Source organism: Thermus caliditerrae, from assembly GCF_021462525.1.
GTDB classification, from domain to species: Bacteria; Deinococcota; Deinococci; order Deinococcales; family Thermaceae; genus Thermus; species Thermus caliditerrae.
On record NZ_JAKEDT010000002.1, the window covers coordinates 131,068 to 152,565 of the forward strand.

Consider the following 21,498-nt stretch of genomic DNA (forward strand, 5'->3'; position numbering starts at 1 on the left):
TGGAAGCCATGGACGGGTTTCCCCTTACCCCTTGGACCGTCTTCCTCTACGCCCTCTTCACCGCCGTCGCCACCGGGTTTGGCGCTCTGCCCTTCCTTTTTACCCGCAACATCGTGGCCCGCCACCTGGGCCTCGCCAACGCCGCGGCCGCTGGCCTGATGCTCTCGGCCAGCTTCGGCCTCATCTACGAGGGCGTCAACTACAGCCTGGCCCGCACCCTCCTGGGCGTGGTCCTGGGACTCTTCTTCATCCAGCTCTCCCACCGCTTCCTCCATGGACGGGAAGTAAGCTTCGGGAGCCTGAACGGCCTGGATGCCCGCAAGGCCCTCATGATCGTGGGGATCATGACCCTCCACTCCTTCGCCGAGGGCGTGGGGGTGGGCGTGGCCTTTGGGGGCGGGGAGGCCTTAGGGGTCTTCATCACCCTGGCCATCGCCGTGCACAACATCCCCGAGGGCCTGGCCATCAGCCTGGTCCTGATCCCCCGCGGGGTGAGCGTCCTAGGGGCCGCCCTTTGGAGCGTCTTCTCCAGCCTGCCCCAGCCCCTTATGGCCGTGCCCGCCTTTTTGTTCGTGGAAGCCTTCAAGCCCGCCCTGCCCGTGGGGCTGGGCTTCGCCGCCGGGGCCATGATCTGGATGGCGGTAGCGGAAATCCTCCCCGAGGCCTTCAAGGAGGCCGAAGCGGGCGGGGTAGCCACGGTCCTCACCCTATCCGTGGCCCTGATGGTGGCCTTCCAGATTCTCCTGGGCGGGTAGCCAGACCCAGGGAAGCTCCCCTTCCAGGTGGAGGGCCTCGAGGGCCGGCCGCACCCGGTAGGCCAGGAGCCTAACCCCAGCGGCCTCCGCTTCCTTCGCGGCCTGGAAGAGGGCGCGGTCTTCCGGATCCAGGGCGAAGGCCTGGGCCAGGGGGTGCTGGACGAACCAGACCGCATAGGCGAGCCCCCCTCCCCGGGCAAAGCCCGCCAGGAGCCGGAGGTGCCGGGCTCCTCGGGCAGTGGGGGCGTCGGGGAAGAGGGCCAAGTACCCCGTCGCGGCTTGCGCCGAAGCGGAGGTTCCCCAAAGGCCCTGTGTAGCCCCCTTGCGCCCCGTGCGGTCGGACGGCTTCCCCACCTCGGCCCTCGGCCTTGCCTCCACCCGATTGCAGTTCTTTGCCTCCAGGAGCGCCTCGTTACCTCCCAGCCGGGCCCGGAAGTCCAGCCTCTCCCCGCCAAGGCGGACCTCCTTCTCCAGGGCCTCGAGGGGCCCAAAGCGCCCCTCCCGCAAAAGGATCTCCAGGAGGCGATTGGCCAGCGTGGCGTCCACCCCCACCAGTACCCCCTGGCTTTCCACCAGGAGCACCCGCCCCAGGGTCTTGGGCGCGGGGTGGGGATGGTAGAAGCAGGGGGCACCGGGAAGGAGGAGCTCTCCCATGCGGCCGGAGTTGGCCAGGTGCAAGGGTCCCACGTCCGCCTCCACCAGGAAGCGGTTCCTCCGGCGGAGGAAGCGGCAGGGTTTCAAGGGGGGCAAGGGGAAAGGAGGCATGGGCAAAGCGTAAGCCCGGCTTTTGGGCCGGGCTCCTTGGCGGAGAGGGCGGGATTCGAACCCGCGGTACCGGTTATCCCGGTACAACACCTTAGCAGGGTGCCGCCTTCGACCACTCGGCCACCTCTCCAAGCCTTTTGGCGGAGGGTGAGGGATTCGAACCCCCGGTGGGCCCTAGGCCCACAGCGGTTTTCAAGACCGCCGCCTTCAACCGCTCGGCCAACCCTCCAAGGTATGGCCGCAAGGTTTACTATGCGCCAAGCGCCTCCGCTTGTCAATCAGGATGGTCTATACTGCCTTTGTGGAGCGAAGCCGGGATTTTTTCCTTCCGGCGAAAAGGGACCTGGAGCACGCGCGCTTCGCTTTGGAGAACGGGTTTTACGAATGGGCTGCCTTTTCCGCTCAGCAGGCAGCGGAAAAAGCGGTCAAAGCCGTCTTTCAGCATCTGGGGGCCGTGGCCTGGGGACATTCGGTGCAAGGCCTCTTGGAGGAGCTGGCCCGACAATACCCCGTGAGCGAAGCCCTTCTGGACGGGGCCAGCGAGTTGGACAAGGCCTACATCCCCACCCGCTACCCCGACGCCCTCCCCGAAGGGGCTCCCTTTGAGCGGTACCGGCGTCCGGAGGCCGAAAGGCTCTTACGCTATGCCGAGGAGGTCTATGCCTTCTGTAAGGGTCTTCTTCCCCCCATGGACTAAGGAGGAAATCCTAAAGCGCCTGCGGGAGGGGCTAGCGGTGCTCCAGGAAGAAGTTCCCCTGCGGCGGGCCTACCTCTTCGGTTCCTGGGCCGCGGGTCGGGCGCTACCGGGAAGCGACGTGGACGTGCTCCTCATCTACGAAGGCCCTTCCCGCCAAGACCTCCACCGCCTGGCACGAAAGGCCTTTGGGGGCCTTCCAGTGGAGCTTCACGCTTACACGGAGGAGGAAGCCAAGGCCTTAGAGCCCCTTCTTAGGCGGATGCTGGCCCAGGCCATACCCCTTTTGGCCCCTTAGCGGAGCCAGGCCAGGACAAACCGCTCCACCAGGGCCTCCATGGCCAGGGTCACGGCGTGGTGCAGATCGGGGAAGAGGACCAGGTGGTCCTCCGCCAGGGAGCCAAACCCCGTGGGCCTGAGGCAAGCCCGCCCTTTGGTGAGGGGGAGGGTCCAGGCCTCTCCTTCCCGGGTGAGGGCCACCTGGTGCACCCGCCGCCCCGCCTCCTCCCGCACATCCCGCAAGCGGCAAGCCTGGGCGGGTGGAATCAAGGGGTCGTTGCCCGCCTGGACCACCAGGAGGGAGGCCTGGAGCCGGGCGGCCAAAGGCAAGGGGCTTTGCCTCTGGTAGCACTCCGGGCACTCCTCCGGGAGCCCTCCGAAGATCTCCCGCCAGCGGGCGAGGGCCTCAGGCCGGGTGCGCCTGAGGACCTTCACCTGTTCGGCAAAGTCCACGGGCCCGATGACGAAGGCCACTCCTCGGGCCTTCCCCTCCAGGGCGGCGGCCTTCAGGGCCACGCAGGCCCCCAGGGAGTAGCCGGCGTAGGCGTGGGCCCTCACCCCAAGTTGGGGCAGGATCCGGCCCAGGAGGGCCAGGTCCTCCGCCTCCTCGAGGCAGCCGGTGATGCGCCCCCCACTCCTCCCCCGCCCGCGGAGGTGGGGAACCACGGCCAGGAAACCCCTTGCCGCCCACCGGCGGCACCGCTCTCCCATGGCCTCCGTGGGAGGGCCGAAGCCCCCCGGCACCAGGACCAGGGCCCGGCTTGCCCGCCCTTGGGGCAGGCACAGCTCGGCGAAGAGCCTAACCCCTTCCCTTTGGTAGAGGATGCCCCCTGGAACCCGCTCCCAGCTAGGGGATCCTCCCCCTAGGAGGAAGAGCAAGGCCAGGAAAAGACCAACCCATGCCCTCATACCCCTTTCCCCAGAAGCCTGCCCTCCTCTCCCGGAACCCAAGGCCCTGCCTCAACCGTTGGCCGGGGCCACCACGCGGATGGGGTCCAGGTGGGATATCAGCGGCCGAAGACCGCCACCGAGACCCGGGCCCGGGCCAAAAGCCGGGCCAGGAGGAGGGGCAGGAGGAGGGCCAGGCCCAGGTAGATGGCGAAGGCAGGCTTAAGCCCCAAGGGCTCCGGGAAGCCGGGGTACTTCTCCAAAAGGCGGAGCACCATGGGGTGGAGCAGGTAGATCTGCAGGGAGTAGCGGCCCAGGAAGGCCAAGGGGCCCCGCAAGGGGGTGCGGGCCAGGGCGAAGGCCAAGGCCAGGAGGAGGAAGGCCATGGCGGTAGTGAAGAGCCAGTGGAAGGCCTGGTAGTGGAAGGTGTTCACCGGAAGGCGCCGCAGGACGTCTAGGGCCAGGGGCAGGTATCCCCAGAGGCCCAGGACAGCCAGGAGCAGGGCCAAAGGCCAAAGGCGCAGGAGGCGGGGGAGGTGTTCCAGGCGGCTCGCCAGGTAAAGGCCCAGCACGATGGCCGGGGTGTACCAAAGGACAAAGCTCCCCGGGTAGGGCAGGAAACGGTAGTGGCGGTTCAGGAAGTAGACCAAGAGGGTAAGCCCCACCCCCAGGAGGAGAAACCAGGCCCCGTGAGGCCACCTCCGGAGAAAGGGGAGGACGATAGGGAGGAGCAGGGTAAGCTGCAGGGCCACCGCCAGAAAGTAGAGGTGGAAGTAGGCCTTGCCCCAAAGGAGCTGATGGACAAGGCGCTCGGGATGGAAAACCCCGTGGTCCCAGTAGCGGAAGGCCAGGTAGACGCCGCTCCAGAGGAGGTAGGGCCAGAGGAGGCGCAGGGCGCGGTTTTTGAGGTAGCGGCCCAAGCGAAACTCCCTCAGAAGCCCTGCTCCTAGGACCAGGGCGGTCATGAAGAGGAAGGCGGGCACCGCGAAGTGCAGGGTGCGGTTGACCGCCGCCAGAAGGAGCCAGGCCAGGCTTTCCGGGGCAAGCTCCCGGAGGAAGCGGCTCGTCACGTGGTGGAGGACCACCTCGAGGATGGCTAAACCCCGGAAGACCTCCACCCAGGGAAAGCGCTCCACAGGACTATTTTGGGGCAGGCTCATGAGGGTTCTCCGAGAGCAGGGGCCCTAGCTCCTCCCAGAGGGCCTTCCTCCGGGGAAAGGCCCGGGCCAAAGCCCAAGCCGCCTCCCGCGCCCCCTTGGGCTCCAAACGGGCCAGGCGCAGGAGGAGCCCTGCCGCCTCCCGGTAGGCCTTACGGGTGCCTTTCTCCGCTTCCCGCCTTGCCCCTTCCAGGTAGAGCTTTTTGGCTTCCTCGGGAAGCCTCGCCTCCAGGGCCTCCGCCAAGCGGGGGTAGGCCTCGGGCGGGGCGCCCTTGAGGAGGCGGTCCAGGGCCTTCCAGTCCTCCTCCAGAAGGTAGATGCGGGCGAGGAGGGCGGGGTCTTTGACTTGGCGCAGGAGGGCCTTGCGCTCCTCGGGAAAGGCCCGGCCCAGCTTGGCCTTGAGGGCCAGGTAGTCCTCCAGGTTGGGCTTTAGGGCGAAGCGGGCCCGGTGGTCCTCGGGGCTTCCCCGGTGGGCCACCAAGAGGTCCAAAAGGGGAAGGAGCCTGGGGTCCTTGCCGAACCATTCCCGGGCCTCCTCCGCGTACTTGAGGGCCTCCTCCGTCCGGCCCAGGGCGAGAAGCCGCTCCACCAGGAGGAGGTAGTCCTCCACCCCCTCGAGGCCCTCCCGCAACGCGCCCAAGGCCTCCTCCACCCGCCCCAGGCGGAAGAGGAGCTCCGCCCGAAGCTCCCGCTTGAGCCCCGAGGGATCCGCCCCCTGGAGGAGGCCCAGAGCCTGCTCCGGCTCCTCCAAAGCCGCCCCCAAGAAGGCCTTCCGCACCCCCTCCGAGGGGTGGCGCAGGTAAAGGGCGAGGAGGAAGGAAAGCCTAGGGGAAAGTTGCAAATAGCGCACCAAAGCCGCCCGCAGGTAGGGCTCGGGGTCGAAGGGCGCCAGGGGCAGGGCCTCCAAAAAGGCCTCCACCTCCTTCCTTCCCGCCCGGTCCAGGCGTAAAAGAAGCCTCCTGGCCTCCTCCTCCCCTTCCCCCAGGCGGAAGGCCTGGCGCAGGGCCCGCACCCCCTCCAAGAAGGCCTCCTCCGGCACCAGGGCCTCGGCCAGGAGGAGGGCCACCTCGGGGAGGTGGGCCAGGCGCAGGAGGAGGCCCTTGGCCTCCTCCGGGGGCAGGACCGCCAAAAGGGCCCCCAGGTCCTGGGCCTTCCGCTCCAGGTGAGCGTAGAGAAGGGCCACCGCGTGCTTGCAGGGAAAGGAGGGGTAGGGGCAGGTACACCGCCCCACAAGCCCCGGCCCCACCTCCACCCGGTAGGGGGTGGGCTCGGAGCCCTGCACCTCCCCCAGAAGCCTCTCCCCCACCCGGAAAAGGCTGCGCACCCGGCCCTCCTTGAAGTAGGCCAGGCCCCGGCGGAGGACCTCTTCCGGCACATAGGGGGCGAAGTCCTCCTCCCTTTCGGGGGGGAAGGCGGCCACGCCTAAAGTCTACGCAAGGGCCCCTCCGCCGGTGCTATCCTGAGGGTAGGCCCTATGAAATGACCCTCACCGCTACCCTAAGGGAAGCTGACCTGGCCCGGCCCTTGCCCAAGGGGTACGTGCAGTGCCGGGCCTGCGCCCACTATTGCGCTGTGCCCGAAGGCGGTGCGGGCAAGTGCGGGGTGCGGCGCAACCTCGGGGGGAGGCTCTACCTGGTCACCTACGGCAAGGCCGCCGCGGTCCACCTGGACCCCGTGGAGAAGAAGCCCCTCTACCATTTCCACCCTGGGGAGGGCATCCTCTCGGTGGGCACCGTGGGGTGCAACCTCTTCTGCGCCTTCTGTCAAAACTGGCAGATCTCCCAGTTCCGCGAGTTCAAGGTCACGCCGGAAGGCCTCTTGGACCGGCCCATCGGGGAGGACTGGCCCCCGGAGGCCATCGTGGCGGAGGCCGAAGCCCTGGGGGTGCGGCTTCTGGCCTACACCTATAATGAGCCTGCCGTCTGGATCGAGTACGCCCACGACACGGCCAAGCTGGCCAAGGAACGGGGCATGAAAAACGTCTTCGTCACCAGCGGCTTTGAAACGGAGGAGGCCTGGGAGTACATAACGCCCTACCTGGATGCGGCCAACGTGGACCTCAAGGGCTTCACCGAGAAGTTCTACCGGGAGGTCTGCGGGGCCCGGCTAAAACCCGTGCTGCAAAGCCTGGAGCACCTGGTGGCGAAGGGCGTGTGGGTGGAGGTGACCACCCTCCTCCTGGAAGGCTACAACGATGCCCCGGAGGAGGTGCGGGCCATGGCCCGCTTCCTCAAGGGGCTTTCCCCGGAAGTGCCCTGGCACCTCACCGCCGCCCACCCCGACTACCGCATGCTGGACCTTAGGCCCACCCGGCACACCACCCTGGTGCGGGCCTACGAGATCGCCAAGGAGGAGGGCCTGAAGTTTGTCTACGTGGGCAACGTCCTGGACCCGGAGCGAAGTTCCACCCGCTGCCCAGACTGCGGCAGGCTCCTCGTCCAGAGGCGGGGCTACCGGGTGGAAACCCTCTGGGACACCCCAGGCGTCTGCCCAGGGTGCGGGAGGAGGATCCCTGGGGTATGGACCTGGTGAGGCCCCCGGCGGTGGCCGGCTACTTTTACCCGTCGGAACCCGCAAGGCTCCGGCAGGAGGTGGAACGCCTCCTGCAAGAAGCCCAGGCCGCCCCTGACCCAGGGGTGCGGGGCCTTCTTGCCCCCCACGCGGGCTACTTCTACTGCGGCAAGGTGATGGCGGAGGGCTTTCGGGCCCTTTCCGCTTGGAGGGGAAAGGCGAAGCGGATTTTCCTTCTAGGGCCCAGCCACTTTGTGCCCTTCCTGGGCGTAGCCTTTTACCCCTACCGGGCCTGGGCCACCCCCTTGGGGGAGGTGGCGGTGGACCTGGAAGGGGGGAGGAGGCTTGGGGAAAAGGGCCCTCCCTTTCTGACCTATGAGGAGCCTTTCCGGGAGGAGCACAGCCTCGAGGTCCTCCTCCCCTTCCTGCAGCTGGCCCTGCCGGGCACGCCCATCCTGCCCCTCCTCTTTGGGGAGGTGGACCCCCAAGAGGTGGCCGAGGCCCTCTTGCCGGAACTGGGGGAGGAGGACCTGGTGGTGGCCTCCAGCGACCTCTCCCACTACCACCCTGACCCCGTGGCCCGGAAGCGGGACGCCTCCACCCTGGAAAAGGCCCTGGCCCTGGACGCGGAGGGGGTGGCCGAGGCCGAGGCCTGCGGCCGCCTTCCCTGGGCCACCCTCACCGCCCTGGCCCAAGGGCTAGGGTGGCGGCCTCGGCTCCTCGCCTACGCCACCAGCGCCGAGGCCTCCCATGAGGCAAGCCGGGTGGTGGGGTACGCCGCGGTGGCCTATCTCCTGGAGGAAGACCCACCCGCTTTAAGATGAGACCATGACCCCGGTGCGCAAGCGGTTTACCGTGGAGGAGTTCCACAGGATGGCCCAGGCGGGCCTCCTGGGAGAGGACAACCGGGTGGAGCTTCTGGAGGGAGAGGTTTGGGAGCTGAGCCCCATCGGTAGCCGCCATGCCGCCGCCGTGCGGCGCCTTCGCCGCCTGTTCACCCCCTTGGAGATGGAAGGGGCCTGCCTTATCGCCGTACAGGACCCCGTGCGCCTTAGCCCTTTCAGCGAGCCCCAGCCGGACCTGGCCCTTTTGCGCCCCCAGCCTGACCTTTACCAGGAGGAGCACCCCGGCCCCCAGGATATCCTCCTCCTGGTGGAGGTGGCGGAGGCCTCCTTGGCCTACGACCTTGCGGTTAAGGCACCCCTATACGCGCGCCATGGGGTCCTTGAGCTCTGGGTGCTGGACCTGGAGGGCAAGCGGCTCCACGCCTTTCGCTCCCCCTCCCCCGAGGGTTACCGGGAAGTCCAAACCCTGTCCCCAGGAAACCACCTGGCTCCCGCGGCCTTCCCCTCCTTTTTTCTTCCGGTGGCTGAGCTCCTCGGCTAAAACCTAAGAAGGGGCCGGAACCAGGGGATGGAAAGGAGAAGAAGCCCCAGGGCCAAGGCGAAAAAGAGCCGGGCTCTGGGCTTTCCCCTTCGCACCTGGCCGAGCCCTGCGTGGGCCAGGCCCAAAGCGATGAGGCCCCCCACCCAGTGCTCGGCTACAAAGTAGCGGGCCTCCCCGGGGGTTTGCATAACCCCCTCCAGGTTGGCCAAGGCCCCCTGGAAAAGGGGGCTCACGAAGGCCAAGACCACGCCTAAAACCACCTGCAGGGTGAGGGTGTGGGCGAAGAAGGCCCCGGACCTGGCCCCAGGACGGAACACCACCCAAAGGCCAAAGGCCAGAACCAGCCAGCGCACCAGGTTATGGAGAAGGAGCAAGGCCTCATGCATAGGGCAAGCCTACCCTAAGGCTCCTCCTCCTTTCGGAGGGAAATCACCAAGTACCCTCCGGCGAGGAGGTAGGGCAGGGCGGTCAAGGCGAAGACCAGAAGGGGGCGGCGCCCCGCCAAGGAAGCGGCCAAAAACCACCCCTCCCCGAGGAGCACCCACCCCCCAGGCCGGGGCCGGCGCCAGGCGTAGAGGGTGGCCAGGGCCATGAGGAGCACCCCTACCCCCAGCCAGCGCCCCTCCCCCTCAGCAAAGGCCCCGAGGAACCACAGAAAGCCCCAGAAGGTGGAAGCCGCGCTGGCAAGGCCCAGTGCCATCCGCTTCACCTAGGCCTCCCAGAGGACCAAGGCCTCCCGCAGATCCCGGACCTCTAGGTGGGCGGGATACCGCAGATCCTTCGGGCGATGGCCCCGATCCACCCAGACCGCCCTAAGACCCGCCAAAAGGGCTCCCTTGATGTCCCGCTCGGGGTTATCCCCCACCATCACCGCCTCCTCCGGCTCCACGCCGAAGGCGCAGAGGGCCATGCGGAAGAGCCGGGGGTCCGGCTTGCCCAGGCCCACCTCCCCGGAGATGAGGGTGAGGGGGAAAGCCCCTCCCAGGCCGGCCCCAAAGAGCTTTTCCCGCTGCAGGTCGGGCACGCCGTTGGTGAGGAGGACCGGGATACCCCCCTTGACCCGAAGGGTCTCCAGAAATTCCGGCACCTCGGGAAAGAGAGGGTACCGCCGCCTTTCGGCGAAGAAGGCTTCCGCCAGCTCCCGGGCCCGCTCCTGGGGACCGCTTAGATCCTTGAGGGCCTCCCGGAAAACCCGCTCCCGGAAGGGCCAGGCCCACTCCGCCAGGGTTTCCAGCCCCGGGGTGGAGTAGCGGGCCCAAAGGGCCTCCAAGGCCGAGTGGCCAATCTGCTCCGCCCAAGGGTAGAAGGGGGCCTCCCGGAAGAACGCCTCGGCCCACCGCTTCACCGCCGGGAAGAAGCCCTCCACCCCCACCTCCTCCCCTAGGCGGGAAAGAACCGCCTGGCTCACGGCGTGGTCCACCAGAAGGGTGTCGTCCAGGTCCAAAAGCCAGAGCCTCACAACCCCTCCTGCACCAGCACCGGGTTCTCCCCCGGGTCAAAGAGGAGGAGGTGGTCCCCCGCATCCCGGAAGGCCAGGCCGTACTTGGCCAGGCGGAGCCTCTCGTGCTCCAGGCTCTCCACGGCAAACACCAAACGCCCCTCCTCCAACCGCAAGCGGGCAAAGCCCCGCCCCTCGGGCCTAGGCCGCTGGGGCCCCCGCTCCACCCCTCCATTTCCCGGTCTCAGAAGGAGCAAGGGCCCCTCCAGGGGAGCCAAGAGCGCCTCCCTTTCGGGGGTCAGCTCCTCGAGGGTCAGGCCCAAAGCCTGGTAGAAGCTCACCCCCTGGCCCAGGTCCGGCACGTAGACCACCACGCTCTCGCTCATAGGCTTCGCAAAAAGCGCCGCAGGTCTTCCTCGTCCGCCACCACCTGCAAAAGGGCAAGGTCCTCAGGGGCGATCTCCCCGTGGGCCTTGAGGAGGGAAAGCCAGTAAGGGTCCACCGCCAAGGGCCGCCCCAGGCCCCGCCGCAGATAGAGGAGGTTCCAGGCCAGGGTGAGCTCGGCCAAGGTGCCCACCCCACCCGGCAGGGCCAGGTACCCCGCCCCCAGGTCCAAAAGGCGGCCGATGCGCTCAGGGAGGCTGGCGGCAGGGAGCTCCACGTCCACGTAGGGGCTCGGGCCCTTCCGCTCAGGGAAGAGGGCAGGAGCCGTCACCCCCACCACCACCCCTCCCCTGGCCTTCACTCCCTTGGCCAAGGCCTCCATGCCCCCCTGGTAGCCGCCGCAGGCCAGGCCAAACCCCTCCTCGGCCAGCACCTCCCCGTAGCGGACGAGCCGGGGATAAAGGGGGCTTTCCGGGGAAACGCGCGAGGAAACGAAGACGGAAAGGAAGTGCATTCCCACGCCCTAATGACAGCGCACCACCAGCACGGGAATGCTCACCCGGTGAAGCACCCCCTCGGTCACCGAGCCCAGGAGGAGCTTGTCCAGCCCGGTGCGCCCGTGGGTGCCCATGACCAGGAGGTCGAATCCCTTGGCCGCCTCCACGATGGTGGGCACGGGCACCCCCTCCTTCACCTCCCCCGTGGCCTCTACCCCCTTCTCCTGGGCCAGGTTGAGGGCCTTGGCGATGGCCTCCTCCCCGGCCTTCTTCAGATCCTCCAAAAGCTCCAGACCATAAGGCACGCTCTCCGGGGCGATCCAGATGGCCTGGGCGGGGTTTTCCAGCACATAGAGGAAATGCACCTTGGCGGAAAGGGCCTTGGCCAGGGAAAGGCCGTGCTCAATGGCCTGGAAGCTGCAAGGGCTCCCGTCCGTGGGCATAAGGATGGTCTTGTACATAACGCCTCCTTCAACCCCATCATAGCGTGGGCCGCGGGGCGTAGACTGGGGCAATGTGGATCTACGGGCGAAACCCGGTCCTCGAGGCCCTCAAAGAAGGCCGGGCGCGGCGCGTGCTGGTGGCGCGGGGCGTGGAGGGCTGGCTCCTAAGGGAGCTGGATACGCTGGGCGCGGAGTACACCCTGGTGCCCCGGATTGAGCTGGACACCCTCCTCCGCACCACCCACCACCAGGGCCTGGCGGCGGAGGTGGAGGAGCCCCGCTACGCCTCCTTGGAGGAGGCCTTCCGGCTGGCCGAGGCGCGGAAGGAGATGCCCCTCTTGGTCTTCCTGGACGGGATCACCGACCCCAGGAACTACGGGGCCATGATCCGGAGCGCCCTGGCCCTGGGGGCCCACGGGGTGGTTTCGGAGGAGCGCAGAAGCGCTCCCCTCTCCCCCCTGGCCCTGAAGGCCAGCGCCGGAGCCGCCCTGAAGCTTCCCGTGGTGCGGGTGAAAAACCTTCCCCGGGCCCTGGAGGAGGTAAAGGGGCGGGGCCTCTGGGTCTACGGCCTGGACGTGCGGGGGAAAAAGACCCCAAGGGAGCTGGACTTCGGGAGGCCCTTGGCCCTGGTGGTGGGCTCGGAGGGGGAAGGGATGCGCCGGCTGGTGCGGGAGGCCTGCGACGAGCTCTTCCGCATTCCCATCCGGGAAGAGGCCGAGTCCCTGAACGCCTCCGTGGCCTTAGGGATAGCCCTCTACGCCGCCTCCTTGGGCCGGGGTGTAGGATAGGCCTGTGGACTGGGTAAGGCTTCTTTCCCGCCTCCTCCAGGCGGAAAGCCTCCCCGGGCAGGAGGGGGAGGCGGCGGCCCTCCTGCTGGAGGCCCTGAAGGGCCTGGGCCTTCCCGCCCGCTTGGACGAGGCGGGAAACGTGGAGGCCCTTCTGGGGGAGAAGGAGCCCGAGGTGGTCCTGGCCGGGCACCTGGACGTGGTGCCCGTGGGGGACCCCATGCGCTGGCCCCACCCCCAGGGGGCGGTGGCCGAGGGAGCAGTCTGGGGACGGGGGGCGGTGGACATGAAAGGCCCTTTGGTGGCCATGCTCCTGGCCCTCGAGGCCCTTTCGCAAAAACCCCTCAAGGGACGGGTGCGCTTCCTGGCCGCGGTGCAGGAGGAGGTGGGGGGCCTGGGGAGCCGCTACGCCGCAGAAAGGCTTTCCCCTCTAGCCTTCATCCTGGGAGAGCCCTCGGGGAGAAAGCTCATGCGGGGCCACCGGGGCCGGGCGGAGGTCTGGGCGGACTTTGAGGGGGAGGAGGCCCACGCCGCCCTCGCCGGGCCGGAAAACGCCCTCTTCCACCTGGCCGAGTACCTCCTGGCCCTGAGGGGGCTTGCCTCCCCCGCTGGCCTCAAGCTCACCCCCACCCGGGTGGACACCTACCCCGGGGCCCGGAACCAGACCCCGGGAGTGGTGCGCCTCTACCTGGACGTGCGCTACGAACCCGAGGCCGACCTGGAGGGCCTTTTGGAGAGGCTTAGGGCCCTGGGGGATGCCTCGGTCTACATCCCCGAGGAGGAGCGGGCCTCGGGGGAGGTGCGCCTCGTCATCCCCGCCCTCTGGCCCCCCTACCGCCTGCCGGAGGACCACCCCCTGCTCCTGGCCGCCCTGAAGGCCTTGGGCCAGGAAAGGGCGGGCCTTTGGCCCTTCACCACCGACGCCCCCTACCTGGGCGCCAAGGCCCCGGTCCTGGGCTTTGGCCCCGGCGACCCCGCCCTGGCCCACACCTCCCAAGAGCGCATTCCCCTTTCGCAGGTGGAGGCCGCGGCCCAAGACTACGCGCGCCTGGTGGAGGCCCTATGGAACGCCGCACCCTAGCCGGAACCCCCTACGCCAAGCTCCTCACCGCCCCACGGCCTGTGGCCGAGGGGCTGAAGGCCAGGCTCGAGGCCAAAGGCATCCCCGTGGTCCTGGAAACCCCCTTTTCCGATCTGCCCGAGGCCGCTTTGGGCACCTACATGGGGGACGTGAACCTCTGGGTGCCGGAAGCCCTTCTGGGGGAGGCGGAGGCCCTCTTGGAGGAGGAGATCCCATGACCGTGGTGGGCCTGGACCTGGGGGGCACCAAGATCGCCGCCGGGGTCTTTGACGGGGAGAAGCTCCTTTCCAAGGTGGTCCTCCCCACCCCCAAGGAAGGGGGGAAGAGGGTGGTGGAGGCCCTAAGGGAAGCGGTGGCCCAGGCGGAGGCAAGGGCGGGGACCCGGGCCGAGGCCATCGGCCTGGGCACCCCTGGGCCTTTGGACCTCCAGGAAGGGATCATCCGCTTCACCCCCAACATCCCCGGGCTCGTGGACTTCCCCATTCGCCGCCTCCTGGAGGAGGCCACGGGCAGGCCCGTCCACCTGGAAAACGACGCCAACGCCGCCGCCCTAGCCGAGCACCACCTGGGGGCGGCCAAGGGGGAGACAAGCTCCCTCTTCCTCACCGTGTCCACGGGGATCGGCGGAGGCGTGGTCCTGGGGGGCAAGGTCCTCCGAGGCGAAAGGGGGCAGGGGGGAGAGCTCGGCCACATCACCCTCCTCCCCGGGGGTCCGGTGTGCGGCTGCGGGCTCGAGGGGTGCCTCGAGGCCCTGGCGGCGGGCCGGGCCCTGGAGCGGGAAGCCTCCTACGCCTACCACCGCAAGGTGGATACCAAGGAGCTCTTCCAGCTTTTCCAAGAAGGCGAGGCCAAGGCGGAGCGCATCCTCCTCCAGGCCGCCCGCTACGTGGGCATGGGCCTGGCCAGCCTGGTGAAGGCCTTTGACCCCGGAGCCGTGGTGGTGGGCGGGGGCCTGGCCTTGAACGCCCCCGCGCCGTACTGGGAAGCCTTGGAAGGGGCCTACCGACACTACTTGAGGGGCTGGGAAGCGCCCCCCCTGCGCCGGGCCCTCCTGGGCGAAGACGCAGGGCTTTTGGGGGCGGCCCTCACCGCCTACCTGGAGGTGGAGCATGGAAGTCGGTAAGACCCTCTTGGCCCTGGGCATCCTCCTGGCCCTCCTTGGCCTTTTGCTCCTCTACTTCCCCAAGCTCTTCGCCTGGTTCGGCCATCTGCCGGGGGACATCCGCATCGAGCGGGAGAACCTCAGGGTGTACATCCCCATCACCTCAGCCTTGGCGCTCTCCCTCCTCCTGAGCCTTCTTTTTAACCTGCTTTCGGCCCTACGCCGTTAGCACGACCGCCTTGTGGTGGCCGGCTCTGGCCTGGAAGGCCCGCAAGGCCAGCTCCGCCACCCCAGGCCCCCTAAAGCGGAGGTGCAGGGAACCGGGCCCCACCAGAAAGCGGTGGAGGAAGGCCCCGGAAAGCCGCACGTAGACCTCCTTTCCCCCCGTCCTTAGGCCAAGCAGGAACCCGAGGCCCTCTGGAGGGGCATAGGCCTCGCCGGAAACCTCGAGGAGCAACACCTCCTCCAAGGAGGCCAGCTCCAAAAAAGCCTCCTCGCCCGGCTCCAAAAGCACGGCGGCAAACCCGCTGGGGCTGGGCACCACCCCGGGGCCTTCCCGCGGCAAAAGGGCCCGCTCCGGGCCCTGGCCCACCCAGCCCACCGGCAACGCCTCCCCAGAAAGGACCTCCCGCAACCCCGGGGGCAGAAACTCCCCCACCCCCTCCCCCAGGGCCAGGCGGTGTTGCACCTCCTCGAGGCTGGGCCCGGCAAGGGTCAGGGCCGTGGCCGCCCGCTCGTGCAGCTCCCGCCGCCGCCCTGGGGTCAGGGCCTCGTAGAGGAGGCGCCGCTCCGCCTCCTTGGCGAAGCGGTACCCTTCCCGGTACACGATCCATCCCTTCCGCTCCAGCTCCTCCAGGTAGGGCAGGGCGCCAAGGGCGTCCAAGACCCCCTCGGAGATGGTGCCCGAGGCCACGGAGAGGCGTTCCAAGGCCACCCGGGCGGGCTCGCTCAGCCAGCGCGCCCGGAGGCGGAGCTGGGCCAGGGGGCGCTGGGGCGGGCCGGGGCAGGCCAGCCACTCGGGGATCCACTCCGGCTGTCCCCCGGCCATGAAGTAGGCCCTGGCCGCCTCGGGAAAGGCCACCCCCGCCAGGAAGCCCTCCTTGGCCTCCAGCCAGCCCAAAGGCGCCAGCTCCACCACCCGCATGCGCTCCACCGGGTAGCTGGCCCGGAGCTCCAGGAAGAACCGGGGCTCCTCCCCGGGGTCCAGGCCCAGGACCAAAAGGGCCTTGGAGTGCAACAGGTCCTTGAGGGGCACCTGGGGGTAGGGGGGCTCGAGGTAGACCAGGCCCTCGGGGCGCAGGACCTGGTGGAAGGCCAGGCCCAAAACCCGGGCTAGCCCCTGGGCCAAAAGCCGCTGGCCCGCTCCCAGCCGCCCCCTAAGCACCAGGAGGAAGGGAGGGCGCAAGGCGGAAAGCTCCCGCAGGAGGTCCTGCCGACAGGGGACCCCGGAGGAGGCCTCGTGGCGGGCCCGCACCTCCAGGACCCAGTCCCAAAGAACCCCCACGTCCTCCAGGCCCTCCAGGGCTTCCCCGTGGCCCAGGGTCTCCAGCCGCACCCATTCGGGCAGGACCAAGGGGTCCTGCCCCCGGGGGAAGACCGGCCTCCCTAGGGCCTCGGCCAGGCGGTGAAGCTCCACCCTGAGGTTCTGCAAGCCCGCGGCGTGGCCGTACAGCAACTGGGCCAGCCGCTCCCGGGTGGTGGGCCCCTCGAGGGCCAGGTAGTAAAGAAGCCCTAGCCCCTTCCGCGGCACCCGGACCTCCTTGCCCTTATGGAGCACCCGGGCCCGGCCGAAGAGGGGCAGTGCGTAAACCGGAGCGTTAAGCGCGCGTTTCAATCCGTTACCCGCCTTGCCCCCATGGTACCACACGCCCGCTGACCACCCAGCGCCACGGAGCTTTTGCCCGTAACGCCCGGGTAACGCCCCGCCCCTTAGGGTGAGGACGTCCTGAGAGGCCACCACCTCGAGGGACGGATTTGGAGGGAATTATGCGCAAAGGCATTCTGGCAGCAGTACTGGTTTTAGCTCCCCTGGCCCTGGCCCAGGCCCCCACGGTGGCCCCCACCAGGGGCAACGGCCCGGACGCCTACGCCAAGGGCGCCGACTCGGCGGCGGTGAACCAGACCATCGAGCTCATCCTCCCCAAGGCCACGGCGTTGCACCTGGACGTCACCACCCTGACCTTCGACCTCACGGGGCTGGACGGGGCCAGCTGGCCCAACTCCACCCCGGACTTTGAAGGGAAGATGGTCTGCGTCTACGGCCTCACGGAGCAGGACGTGAAGACCCAGCTGGGGAACAACTTCTACAACCAGGTGCAGACCCTGCCCCTGGGCACCAGCTACAACACCGCCACCTGGCCCAACATCTCCATCAACGGCGGCGGAGCGGTGACCGCCTACCCGCCCATCAAGCTGGACAAGAACGGGGAACTGGTGCCCGGAAGCAAGAACTACTTCGTCTGCTACCGCACCTTCATCCTGCAGAAGTTCTCCAACGGCAAGCAGTGGCACCTGACCGTGAACCGCAACGACCCCGAAAGCGCCCAGGGCATCCAGCACCTCTACATCCAGGACAACCCCTGCGACACCTTCGGCGCGGCCACGGGCCTCTACGAGCTCCCCAACGGGGCCACCTTGGAGCTGGTTCCCCGCAACCTGCAGGCCGGCCCCACGGGGACCCGTTCCGGCAACAACCCCGAGCGGTGTGGCTACAAGAGCTGGCTGGATGACCTGGTGGTGGTGGCCGTCAAGGTCAACAGCGACCTCTGGGGCAAGAGCACCGCGAACCTCACCTACACCCTGGCCACGACCGCTTGGTAAGCGAGCTGGAAGGCCTGGCCTTTAGGCCAGGCCTTCACCCTTTGGTGAACCATGAAGCGACTCTTTCCCCTCCTCCTCACCCTGGCCCTCAGCGCCCTGGCCCAAAGCACCCTGGGCGTGGAACCACCCGTCCTCCTCAAGGAAGCCAAGCCGGGGGAGGTTCTCACGCAAACCCTCACCGTCTACAACGTGGGCACCCGTCCCGTACGGGTGCGGGTCAGCCTGGGGGACTGGACCTACGACCCCATGGGAAAGATCCAGTTCCTGCCCACCGGCTCGCTCAAGGAGAGCGCCAGCCCCTGGGCCACCTTCTCCCCGGCGGAGTTTTTGTTGGAGCCCAAGCAAAGCCGCCCCCTCACCTACACCCTCTCCATTCCCAAGGGCGCAACCCCTGGCACCCACTGGGGCATCCTCTTCTTGGAGTCCGAGGACCCCAACCCACCCCCCGGGGTGCCCCTGGCCACCTTCCGGGTGCGCATGGCCCACGTCTTCTATGTGAACCTGCCCCCCTTGACCACCTCTGGGCGCATCACCGGCATCGTGCCTAGCCCCCCTAAAGAGGCCCAAGAGCCCTACCGCTTTGCCATTCAGTACCAGAACACGGGGAACACCGCCCAGAAGCTTTCCGGCCGTTTTGAGGTGCGGGACGCCTCCGGACGCAAGGCCGCGGAGGTGGAGGTGGAGGAGGTGGTGGTCCTGCCCGGCCAGGTGCGCGTTCTTCCCGTCAGCCTGGTGGGGCCCTTGCCCGCAGGGGGGTATACCGCCTTGGCCATCTTGAACTACGGCGACCCCAGCAAGGACGTGGCCGCCGACCTGCCCTTCACCCTGCGCACGCCCCTGGCCGCGCCCCCCCAGCCCCCCTCCGAGGGGGAAAAAGGAGGTAGCCCATGAGAACGAGAAGTTGGCTAACGGGTCTCATCCTGCTTTTGGCCCCCGCCCTGGCCCAGGCCACCTGGATCGTGCAGACCCTGGTTCCCGAAACCATCGCCCTCCGCACCCCCACCACCCAGATCGCCTTTGACCTCAAGGATTACCCCCCCAAGAGCTTTCCCGCCACCTACCCCGCCAGCAACCTGGAAGGAGGGGTGCTCCCGGTCCAGGTCTTCGCCAACGCTCCAGGGGTGTGGAGCCTCCTCCTGCAGATCCCCGATCTCCAGGACCAAAACGGAGCCCTGCTCCTCCCCGCCAAACAGATCCTCTACCGGGTGAACGGGGGGCTCTGGCTTAGGGCCGACGGCACCCCCCAGATCATCTACACCCAAGCGGGCCCCACGGGGGACTGGTTGGAGATCCGCCTGGAGTTCGCCTTGGAGCTCACGGGCAACGAACGCGCCGGAAGCTACGTGGTGCAAGCCCTGGTCACCGCCTTGAGGCAGCCGTGAGATGAAGCGCTTTCTGGCCCTTCTTCTCCTCCTGGGGCTTGCCTTGGCCCAGGTGCGCTTCCTGCCGGGCCCCAGCCTGGCGGGCACCCCCGGGGATTACCTGACCTTGGGCCTCAGGGTGGAGGGCCAGGGCCCGGTGCGCTTCCGCCTCTTTCCCCCCGAAGGCTGGCAGGCCCTTTCCCAGGAAAGGCAGGCGGTGCTGGAGGGGAAGGAGGAGTCCTTAAGCTTCACCCTCAGGGTGCCGCCCCTGCCTGCGGGCACGAAGGGAAAAGCCTTGGTGGTGGCCTACGTGGAGGAAAAGGAGGTGGCCCGCACCGAGGTGGAGCTCTCCGTGCTTCCCCTCATCCAGGTGGCCCTCTCCGCCCCTGCCGCCCTCGAGGCCCAGCTGGGCGGGCCCTTTGAGTTTCCCGTCTACGTCACCAACCGCTCCAACCAGCAGGTGGAGGTTCTCTTGGAGGCCGAGGCCGCCATGGCCCAAGTCTTCTTGAACCCGGCAGGCCTCAGCCTAGCCCCCGGGGAAACGGGGGCGGTGCGGGTCATGGTGAGCCCCGAGGGGCAGATCTCCGCCGGCTACCGCTTCTACATGAAGCTTCGCGCCACCCCCAAGGGCGCGCCCGCAGCCCGCAGGGAGGCCGGGGTCATCGTCCTCTTCAACGACCCCCTGGTGGGGCAGGGCCGGGGCAAGGACCCCGAGCTCACCCTGGGCCTGGGCCTGGCCCTGGGCCTAGGGGCCAGTCTGGAGCGGGGCCAGCTCCGAGGCCAGGTGGGCTACCTCCTCGCCCCCAGCCTGAGCGGCGCCCTCTCGGACTACGTGGCCGCCACCGCCACCCCAAGCCCCCTCACGGGCAGCTTGGCCGAGCCCTTGCGCCTGCCCCAGACCCTCACCCTGAGCCTGAAGGGGGAGGGCTGGGAGGCCCGGGCCCAAGGGGGGCAGGGGAGCTTTGGCCTGGCGGGCACCTTCCGCCTGGACCCGGCACGGCTTAGCCTCGAGGGCACCTACCGCCCAGAGGCCCTGGGCCTTAGGGCCAGCGCAGTGAGCCTGGACAAAAACCTGGACCTGCAGGGCGCCCTTACCACCCAGACCGCCCCCACGGGCCGGCAGGACAGCCTCAGCTTGCGCTACCGCCTACCCCTGGAAAGCGGCCTCAGCCTGGGCCTGGGCACCGACCTCAGCGGGCAGGCCGGGGAGGGCTACCGCCTCGCCTTCGGCCTAAGCCAGAGCCTCACTTGGCAGATCCAGAACCTGGAGCTGGTGCAAAGCTACAGCGGCATACCCCTTGCGGGCTTGCACACCCTGGGCCTGGCGGGGGGAAGCCGGAGCCTTTATCCCTTGGGCCTGCGGGGAAGCAGCAGCCTGCAGTTCGGGCCCAGCCAGGGCCTGTGGCAGAGCCAGCTCACCCTGTACGCCCAGCCGGTGGCGGGGGCTTTCGTGAGCCTCACGGGCAGCTACCGCCAACAGGGGGAAAGCCGGGGTTTCGGCCTGGCCCCAAGCCTCAGCACCGCCTTCGGCGAACCCGGGGTGTACGCAGGTAGCCTGAGCCTGAGCTACGGCGTGAACCGCAAGCTTTCCGGGGAAGCCCCAGAAAACCAGAGCTACCAGGCCAGCCTCACCCTGGGCACCCCCGACCTCAGCCTCTCCGGCTACCTGCGCTACTTGGTCCAGGAAAACCCCGTTTTGGAGGGCAATCTGCTCCTGCGCCTAGCCCTAAGCGGGGGGAGCCTCGAGGGGCAGTACCTGGCAAAGCGGGGCACGGAAAAGGACCTCACCCTCTACGGGGCTGCCTGGAACCAGCTCTGGCCGGGAAGTCTGCAAACCCGCCTCTCTTACGAGTACCGCCTGGAAGAAAGCGCGAGCCAGCGCTTTGGCCTTTCCCTATTCCAGCGCAACTTCCTGGAACCCAGTCTTTCCCTAGGAGCCTCCTACACCCTCATCCTGGAAGAAGCCGGGATCCGCCATGACTTTGGCCTGAGCCTGGCCTACACGCAAACCTTCACCTTCACCACCCCCAAAGAGGTGGTGGACCTCTTCGGCGGCCGCAAGGGAGGCGAGGTGGCGGGCCAGGCCTTCCGCGACGAGAACCTGAACGGGCGCCTGGATCCAGGCGAGGCACCTCTAGCGGGCCTGAGGGTCTGCCTGGGAAAGACCTGCGAAACCACCGACGCCCAGGGCCGCTACCGCCTTTTCACCGCTGCTGGCGAGGGCGTCCTCTTTTTCGGTAACCTTCCCGCCACCCTGGCCCTCTTGGGGGAGGAACGGGTACAGGTCACCTTGAACGCCAGCCTGGAGAAGAACCTGCCCTTTGCTCCCGCCACCACCCTGGCGGTCCAGGTGTTGGACGGCGGAAACGAGCAGGGCCTGGCCTTCGCCGGCGTCTGCGCCGAGGGGGTGGTGAAGCGGTGCACCCGGGCGGACGCCAATGGCCGAGCCCTCATCGGCGGGCTTTTCCGCGGGGAGTACCGGGTCTACCCCGACCCCCGCTACCTACCCGAGGGCTACCGGGAGGAAAAGGCAGCCCAGGTGCGGGTGGAGCCGAGCGGTCCTGTGGCGGAGGTCCAGGTGGTGGCCGCCCCCCCCAAGCGGGAGGTGGAGGTGACCTATACCGCAGGCCGTCTGAGCCTGGTGGCCACCGCCGACCCTTCCACCCCCATCGCCGGAGCCGAGGTGGAGGTCAAGGCCCTGGTCCAAGGAGAAGCGGAGCGGGTCTGGCTGGATCTCCCCTCGGACCCAGTAACCCTAGTCCGGCAGGAGGGAAACTACTACACCGCCCGGGTGCGTCTGCCCCTGGCCCCAGGGTTTCATGCCCTGACCGTAAGGGCCAAAGGCCAGGAAGAGGCCGAGGCCCCCCTTTTCCTGCAGGTGGTATCCGGCTCCCTCTACAGCCCAAGCTCCCTGGAAGGGCCCAAGGTCAAGGTTACCCTGCGCTTCCGGGCCACCCAGGTGGCCCTTACGGCCAAGGGCCAAAGCTTCACTCTAAAGAGCGAGGACGGCTATACCTGGACCGGGGAAGTGCCCTTAGGCCCCGGTCACCATACCCTTCTGGTGCTGGCCGATGGGGAAGGACTGGGAGAACTGGACCTGGCCATCCCCTCGGAGAGCGCGAACCATTGAGCAAGAGGATCCAGGAAAGGAG

At 68.3% G+C, this 21,498-nt stretch carries 26 protein-coding genes and 2 tRNA genes; 15 read left to right on the plus strand and 13 right to left on the minus strand.

Annotated features, from left to right (window positions below; all coding sequences use genetic code 11):
* The first annotated feature begins 8 nt into the window (after window positions 1-8).
* Window positions 9-755 (plus strand): ZIP family metal transporter, encoded by a 747-nt coding sequence (locus tag L1088_RS02560; RefSeq protein ID WP_038043337.1) that lies wholly within the window; start codon window positions 9-11, stop codon window positions 753-755.
* On the opposite strand, the gene L1088_RS02565 is transcribed toward L1088_RS02560, so the two are convergent.
* From L1088_RS02565 to L1088_RS02575, 3 genes are all read right to left on the minus strand, one after another.
* Window positions 708-1,520 carry a DNA/RNA nuclease SfsA gene (locus L1088_RS02565; protein ID WP_234553588.1) on the minus strand — a complete coding sequence of 271 codons (813 nt, stop codon included), beginning with the start codon at window positions 1,518-1,520 and terminating at the stop codon, window positions 708-710. The genes L1088_RS02560 and L1088_RS02565 overlap by 48 nt on opposite strands.
* Before the next feature lie 37 nt (window positions 1,521-1,557).
* Window positions 1,558-1,650, minus strand: a tRNA-Ser gene (locus L1088_RS02570).
* An 8-nt stretch (window positions 1,651-1,658) separates the two neighbouring features.
* Window positions 1,659-1,749: transfer RNA gene (locus L1088_RS02575), tRNA-Ser, on the minus strand.
* A 72-nt stretch (window positions 1,750-1,821) separates the two neighbouring features.
* Here L1088_RS02575 and L1088_RS02580 point away from each other — a divergent pair.
* Window positions 1,822-2,217, plus strand: a complete 396-nt coding sequence (locus L1088_RS02580; RefSeq protein ID WP_234553589.1) for a HEPN domain-containing protein — start codon at window positions 1,822-1,824, stop codon at window positions 2,215-2,217.
* The gene (locus tag L1088_RS02585) at window positions 2,180-2,512 is read left to right on the plus strand and encodes a nucleotidyltransferase domain-containing protein (RefSeq protein ID WP_135260586.1); all 333 of its coding nucleotides are present in this window, start codon (window positions 2,180-2,182) and stop codon (window positions 2,510-2,512) included. Before L1088_RS02580 ends, L1088_RS02585 begins: the two co-directional genes overlap by 38 nt.
* On the opposite strand, the gene L1088_RS02590 is transcribed toward L1088_RS02585, so the two are convergent.
* The 3 genes from L1088_RS02590 to L1088_RS02600 all read right to left on the minus strand — a co-directional run bounded on the left by L1088_RS02590 (window position 2,509) and on the right by L1088_RS02600 (window position 5,958).
* Window positions 2,509-3,402 carry an alpha/beta hydrolase family protein gene (locus L1088_RS02590; protein ID WP_234553590.1) on the minus strand — a complete coding sequence of 298 codons (894 nt, stop codon included), beginning with the start codon at window positions 3,400-3,402 and terminating at the stop codon, window positions 2,509-2,511. The genes L1088_RS02585 and L1088_RS02590 overlap by 4 nt on opposite strands.
* A gap of 98 nt (window positions 3,403-3,500) precedes the next feature.
* On the minus strand, window positions 3,501-4,517 hold the full coding sequence (locus L1088_RS02595) for an acyltransferase (RefSeq protein ID WP_234553591.1): 1,017 nt from the start codon (window positions 4,515-4,517) through the stop codon (window positions 3,501-3,503).
* A 4-nt stretch (window positions 4,518-4,521) separates the two neighbouring features.
* Window positions 4,522-5,958: an SWIM zinc finger family protein gene (locus L1088_RS02600; protein ID WP_234553592.1), complete on the minus strand. Its 1,437-nt coding sequence runs from the start codon at window positions 5,956-5,958 to the stop codon at window positions 4,522-4,524.
* A 59-nt stretch (window positions 5,959-6,017) separates the two neighbouring features.
* On the opposite strand from L1088_RS02600, the gene amrS reads away from it, so the two are divergent.
* The 3 genes from amrS to L1088_RS02615 are packed head-to-tail and all read left to right on the plus strand — an operon-like array spanning window position 6,018 to window position 8,435.
* Entirely contained in the window at window positions 6,018-7,070 is a 1,053-nt protein-coding gene (gene amrS / locus L1088_RS02605; protein WP_234553593.1) for an AmmeMemoRadiSam system radical SAM enzyme, read from the plus strand.
* Entirely contained in the window at window positions 7,058-7,873 is an 816-nt protein-coding gene (gene amrB, locus L1088_RS02610; RefSeq protein ID WP_234553594.1) for an AmmeMemoRadiSam system protein B, read from the plus strand. The genes amrS and amrB overlap by 13 nt, the downstream gene beginning before the upstream one ends.
* 4 nt (window positions 7,874-7,877) lie before the next feature.
* Window positions 7,878-8,435: a Uma2 family endonuclease gene (locus tag L1088_RS02615; RefSeq protein ID WP_234553595.1), complete on the plus strand. Its 558-nt coding sequence runs from the start codon at window positions 7,878-7,880 to the stop codon at window positions 8,433-8,435.
* Here L1088_RS02615 and L1088_RS02620 read toward each other — a convergent pair.
* From L1088_RS02620 to L1088_RS02645, 6 genes are read right to left on the minus strand one after another with little or no spacing between them, the layout of a single operon-like run.
* Window positions 8,432-8,821, minus strand: a complete 390-nt coding sequence (locus L1088_RS02620) for a hypothetical protein (protein WP_135260590.1) — start codon at window positions 8,819-8,821, stop codon at window positions 8,432-8,434. The two genes, L1088_RS02615 and L1088_RS02620, sit on opposite strands and share 4 nt — an antisense overlap.
* Window positions 8,822-8,835: 14 nt before the next feature.
* Window positions 8,836-9,144 carry a hypothetical protein gene (locus L1088_RS02625; protein WP_234553596.1) on the minus strand — a complete coding sequence of 103 codons (309 nt, stop codon included), beginning with the start codon at window positions 9,142-9,144 and terminating at the stop codon, window positions 8,836-8,838.
* Complete coding sequence (locus L1088_RS02630; RefSeq protein WP_234553597.1) at window positions 9,145-9,894, minus strand: HAD family hydrolase; 750 nt, start codon at window positions 9,892-9,894, stop codon at window positions 9,145-9,147.
* Window positions 9,891-10,259 (minus strand): VOC family protein, encoded by a 369-nt coding sequence (locus L1088_RS02635; protein ID WP_234553598.1) that lies wholly within the window; start codon window positions 10,257-10,259, stop codon window positions 9,891-9,893. The genes L1088_RS02630 and L1088_RS02635 overlap by 4 nt, the downstream gene beginning before the upstream one ends.
* Window positions 10,256-10,771 carry an LOG family protein gene (locus L1088_RS02640; protein ID WP_234553599.1) on the minus strand — a complete coding sequence of 172 codons (516 nt, stop codon included), beginning with the start codon at window positions 10,769-10,771 and terminating at the stop codon, window positions 10,256-10,258. Before L1088_RS02640 ends, L1088_RS02635 begins: the two co-directional genes overlap by 4 nt.
* 9 nt (window positions 10,772-10,780) lie before the next feature.
* Window positions 10,781-11,215 carry a universal stress protein gene (locus tag L1088_RS02645; protein WP_234553600.1) on the minus strand — a complete coding sequence of 145 codons (435 nt, stop codon included), beginning with the start codon at window positions 11,213-11,215 and terminating at the stop codon, window positions 10,781-10,783.
* A 53-nt stretch (window positions 11,216-11,268) separates the two neighbouring features.
* Here L1088_RS02645 and rlmB point away from each other — a divergent pair, with 53 nt between their 5' ends.
* Genes rlmB through L1088_RS02670 form a run of 5 tightly spaced genes read left to right on the plus strand, consistent with a single transcriptional unit; the run spans window position 11,269 to window position 14,394 of the window.
* The gene (gene rlmB, locus L1088_RS02650; RefSeq protein ID WP_234553601.1) at window positions 11,269-11,985 is read left to right on the plus strand and encodes a 23S rRNA (guanosine(2251)-2'-O)-methyltransferase RlmB; all 717 of its coding nucleotides are present in this window, start codon (window positions 11,269-11,271) and stop codon (window positions 11,983-11,985) included.
* Between the two features lie 4 nt (window positions 11,986-11,989).
* On the plus strand, window positions 11,990-13,063 hold the full coding sequence (locus tag L1088_RS02655) for a M20 family metallopeptidase (RefSeq protein WP_234553602.1): 1,074 nt from the start codon (window positions 11,990-11,992) through the stop codon (window positions 13,061-13,063).
* Window positions 13,045-13,281, plus strand: coding sequence for a putative signal transducing protein (locus tag L1088_RS02660; protein ID WP_234553603.1), 237 nt, complete (start codon window positions 13,045-13,047; stop codon window positions 13,279-13,281). Before L1088_RS02655 ends, L1088_RS02660 begins: the two co-directional genes overlap by 19 nt.
* Complete coding sequence (locus tag L1088_RS02665) at window positions 13,278-14,186, plus strand: glucokinase (RefSeq protein ID WP_234553604.1); 909 nt, start codon at window positions 13,278-13,280, stop codon at window positions 14,184-14,186. The genes L1088_RS02660 and L1088_RS02665 overlap by 4 nt, the downstream gene beginning before the upstream one ends.
* Window positions 14,173-14,394, plus strand: coding sequence for a DUF2905 domain-containing protein (locus tag L1088_RS02670; RefSeq protein ID WP_234553605.1), 222 nt, complete (start codon window positions 14,173-14,175; stop codon window positions 14,392-14,394). The genes L1088_RS02665 and L1088_RS02670 overlap by 14 nt, the downstream gene beginning before the upstream one ends.
* Here the strand turns inward: L1088_RS02670 and L1088_RS02675 are convergent.
* Window positions 14,383-15,999 carry a hypothetical protein gene (locus L1088_RS02675; RefSeq protein WP_234553606.1) on the minus strand — a complete coding sequence of 539 codons (1,617 nt, stop codon included), beginning with the start codon at window positions 15,997-15,999 and terminating at the stop codon, window positions 14,383-14,385. The two genes, L1088_RS02670 and L1088_RS02675, sit on opposite strands and share 12 nt — an antisense overlap.
* A gap of 152 nt (window positions 16,000-16,151) precedes the next feature.
* On the opposite strand from L1088_RS02675, the gene L1088_RS02680 reads away from it, so the two are divergent.
* From L1088_RS02680 to L1088_RS02695, 4 genes are read left to right on the plus strand one after another with little or no spacing between them, the layout of a single operon-like run.
* On the plus strand, window positions 16,152-16,985 hold the full coding sequence (locus L1088_RS02680) for a hypothetical protein (RefSeq protein WP_234553607.1): 834 nt from the start codon (window positions 16,152-16,154) through the stop codon (window positions 16,983-16,985).
* Window positions 16,986-17,036: 51 nt separating this feature from the next.
* Entirely contained in the window at window positions 17,037-17,876 is an 840-nt protein-coding gene (locus tag L1088_RS02685) for a DUF916 domain-containing protein (protein ID WP_234553608.1), read from the plus strand.
* Window positions 17,873-18,367 carry a hypothetical protein gene (locus L1088_RS02690; protein WP_038048355.1) on the plus strand — a complete coding sequence of 165 codons (495 nt, stop codon included), beginning with the start codon at window positions 17,873-17,875 and terminating at the stop codon, window positions 18,365-18,367. The genes L1088_RS02685 and L1088_RS02690 overlap by 4 nt, the downstream gene beginning before the upstream one ends.
* A gap of 1 nt (window position 18,368) precedes the next feature.
* Entirely contained in the window at window positions 18,369-21,476 is a 3,108-nt protein-coding gene (locus tag L1088_RS02695; RefSeq protein WP_234553609.1) for a hypothetical protein, read from the plus strand.
* Window positions 21,477-21,498: the final 22 nt, after the last annotated feature.

Excerpts from the sequence above, each read along its gene's own strand:
- L1088_RS02560 (WP_038043337.1), top strand. The coding sequence starts at position 9 with ATGGACGGGTTTCCCCTTACCCCTTGGACCGTCTTCCTCTACGCCCTC.
- L1088_RS02565 (WP_234553588.1), bottom strand. The coding sequence starts at position 1,520 with ATGCCTCCTTTCCCCTTGCCCCCCTTGAAACCCTGCCGCTTCCTCCGC.
- L1088_RS02585 (WP_135260586.1), top strand. The coding sequence starts at position 2,180 with ATGCCTTCTGTAAGGGTCTTCTTCCCCCCATGGACTAAGGAGGAAATC.
- L1088_RS02590 (WP_234553590.1), bottom strand. The coding sequence starts at position 3,402 with ATGAGGGCATGGGTTGGTCTTTTCCTGGCCTTGCTCTTCCTCCTAGGG.
- amrS (WP_234553593.1), top strand. The coding sequence starts at position 6,018 with ATGACCCTCACCGCTACCCTAAGGGAAGCTGACCTGGCCCGGCCCTTG.
- amrB (WP_234553594.1), top strand. The coding sequence starts at position 7,058 with ATGGACCTGGTGAGGCCCCCGGCGGTGGCCGGCTACTTTTACCCGTCG.
- L1088_RS02615 (WP_234553595.1), top strand. The coding sequence starts at position 7,878 with ATGACCCCGGTGCGCAAGCGGTTTACCGTGGAGGAGTTCCACAGGATG.
- L1088_RS02620 (WP_135260590.1), bottom strand. The coding sequence starts at position 8,821 with ATGCATGAGGCCTTGCTCCTTCTCCATAACCTGGTGCGCTGGCTGGTT.
- L1088_RS02635 (WP_234553598.1), bottom strand. The coding sequence starts at position 10,259 with ATGAGCGAGAGCGTGGTGGTCTACGTGCCGGACCTGGGCCAGGGGGTG.
- L1088_RS02640 (WP_234553599.1), bottom strand. The coding sequence starts at position 10,771 with ATGCACTTCCTTTCCGTCTTCGTTTCCTCGCGCGTTTCCCCGGAAAGC.
- L1088_RS02645 (WP_234553600.1), bottom strand. The coding sequence starts at position 11,215 with ATGTACAAGACCATCCTTATGCCCACGGACGGGAGCCCTTGCAGCTTC.
- rlmB (WP_234553601.1), top strand. The coding sequence starts at position 11,269 with ATGTGGATCTACGGGCGAAACCCGGTCCTCGAGGCCCTCAAAGAAGGC.
- L1088_RS02660 (WP_234553603.1), top strand. The coding sequence starts at position 13,045 with ATGGAACGCCGCACCCTAGCCGGAACCCCCTACGCCAAGCTCCTCACC.
- L1088_RS02665 (WP_234553604.1), top strand. The coding sequence starts at position 13,278 with ATGACCGTGGTGGGCCTGGACCTGGGGGGCACCAAGATCGCCGCCGGG.
- L1088_RS02670 (WP_234553605.1), top strand. The coding sequence starts at position 14,173 with ATGGAAGTCGGTAAGACCCTCTTGGCCCTGGGCATCCTCCTGGCCCTC.
- L1088_RS02680 (WP_234553607.1), top strand. The coding sequence starts at position 16,152 with ATGCGCAAAGGCATTCTGGCAGCAGTACTGGTTTTAGCTCCCCTGGCC.
- L1088_RS02685 (WP_234553608.1), top strand. The coding sequence starts at position 17,037 with ATGAAGCGACTCTTTCCCCTCCTCCTCACCCTGGCCCTCAGCGCCCTG.
- L1088_RS02690 (WP_038048355.1), top strand. The coding sequence starts at position 17,873 with ATGAGAACGAGAAGTTGGCTAACGGGTCTCATCCTGCTTTTGGCCCCC.
- L1088_RS02695 (WP_234553609.1), top strand. The coding sequence starts at position 18,369 with ATGAAGCGCTTTCTGGCCCTTCTTCTCCTCCTGGGGCTTGCCTTGGCC.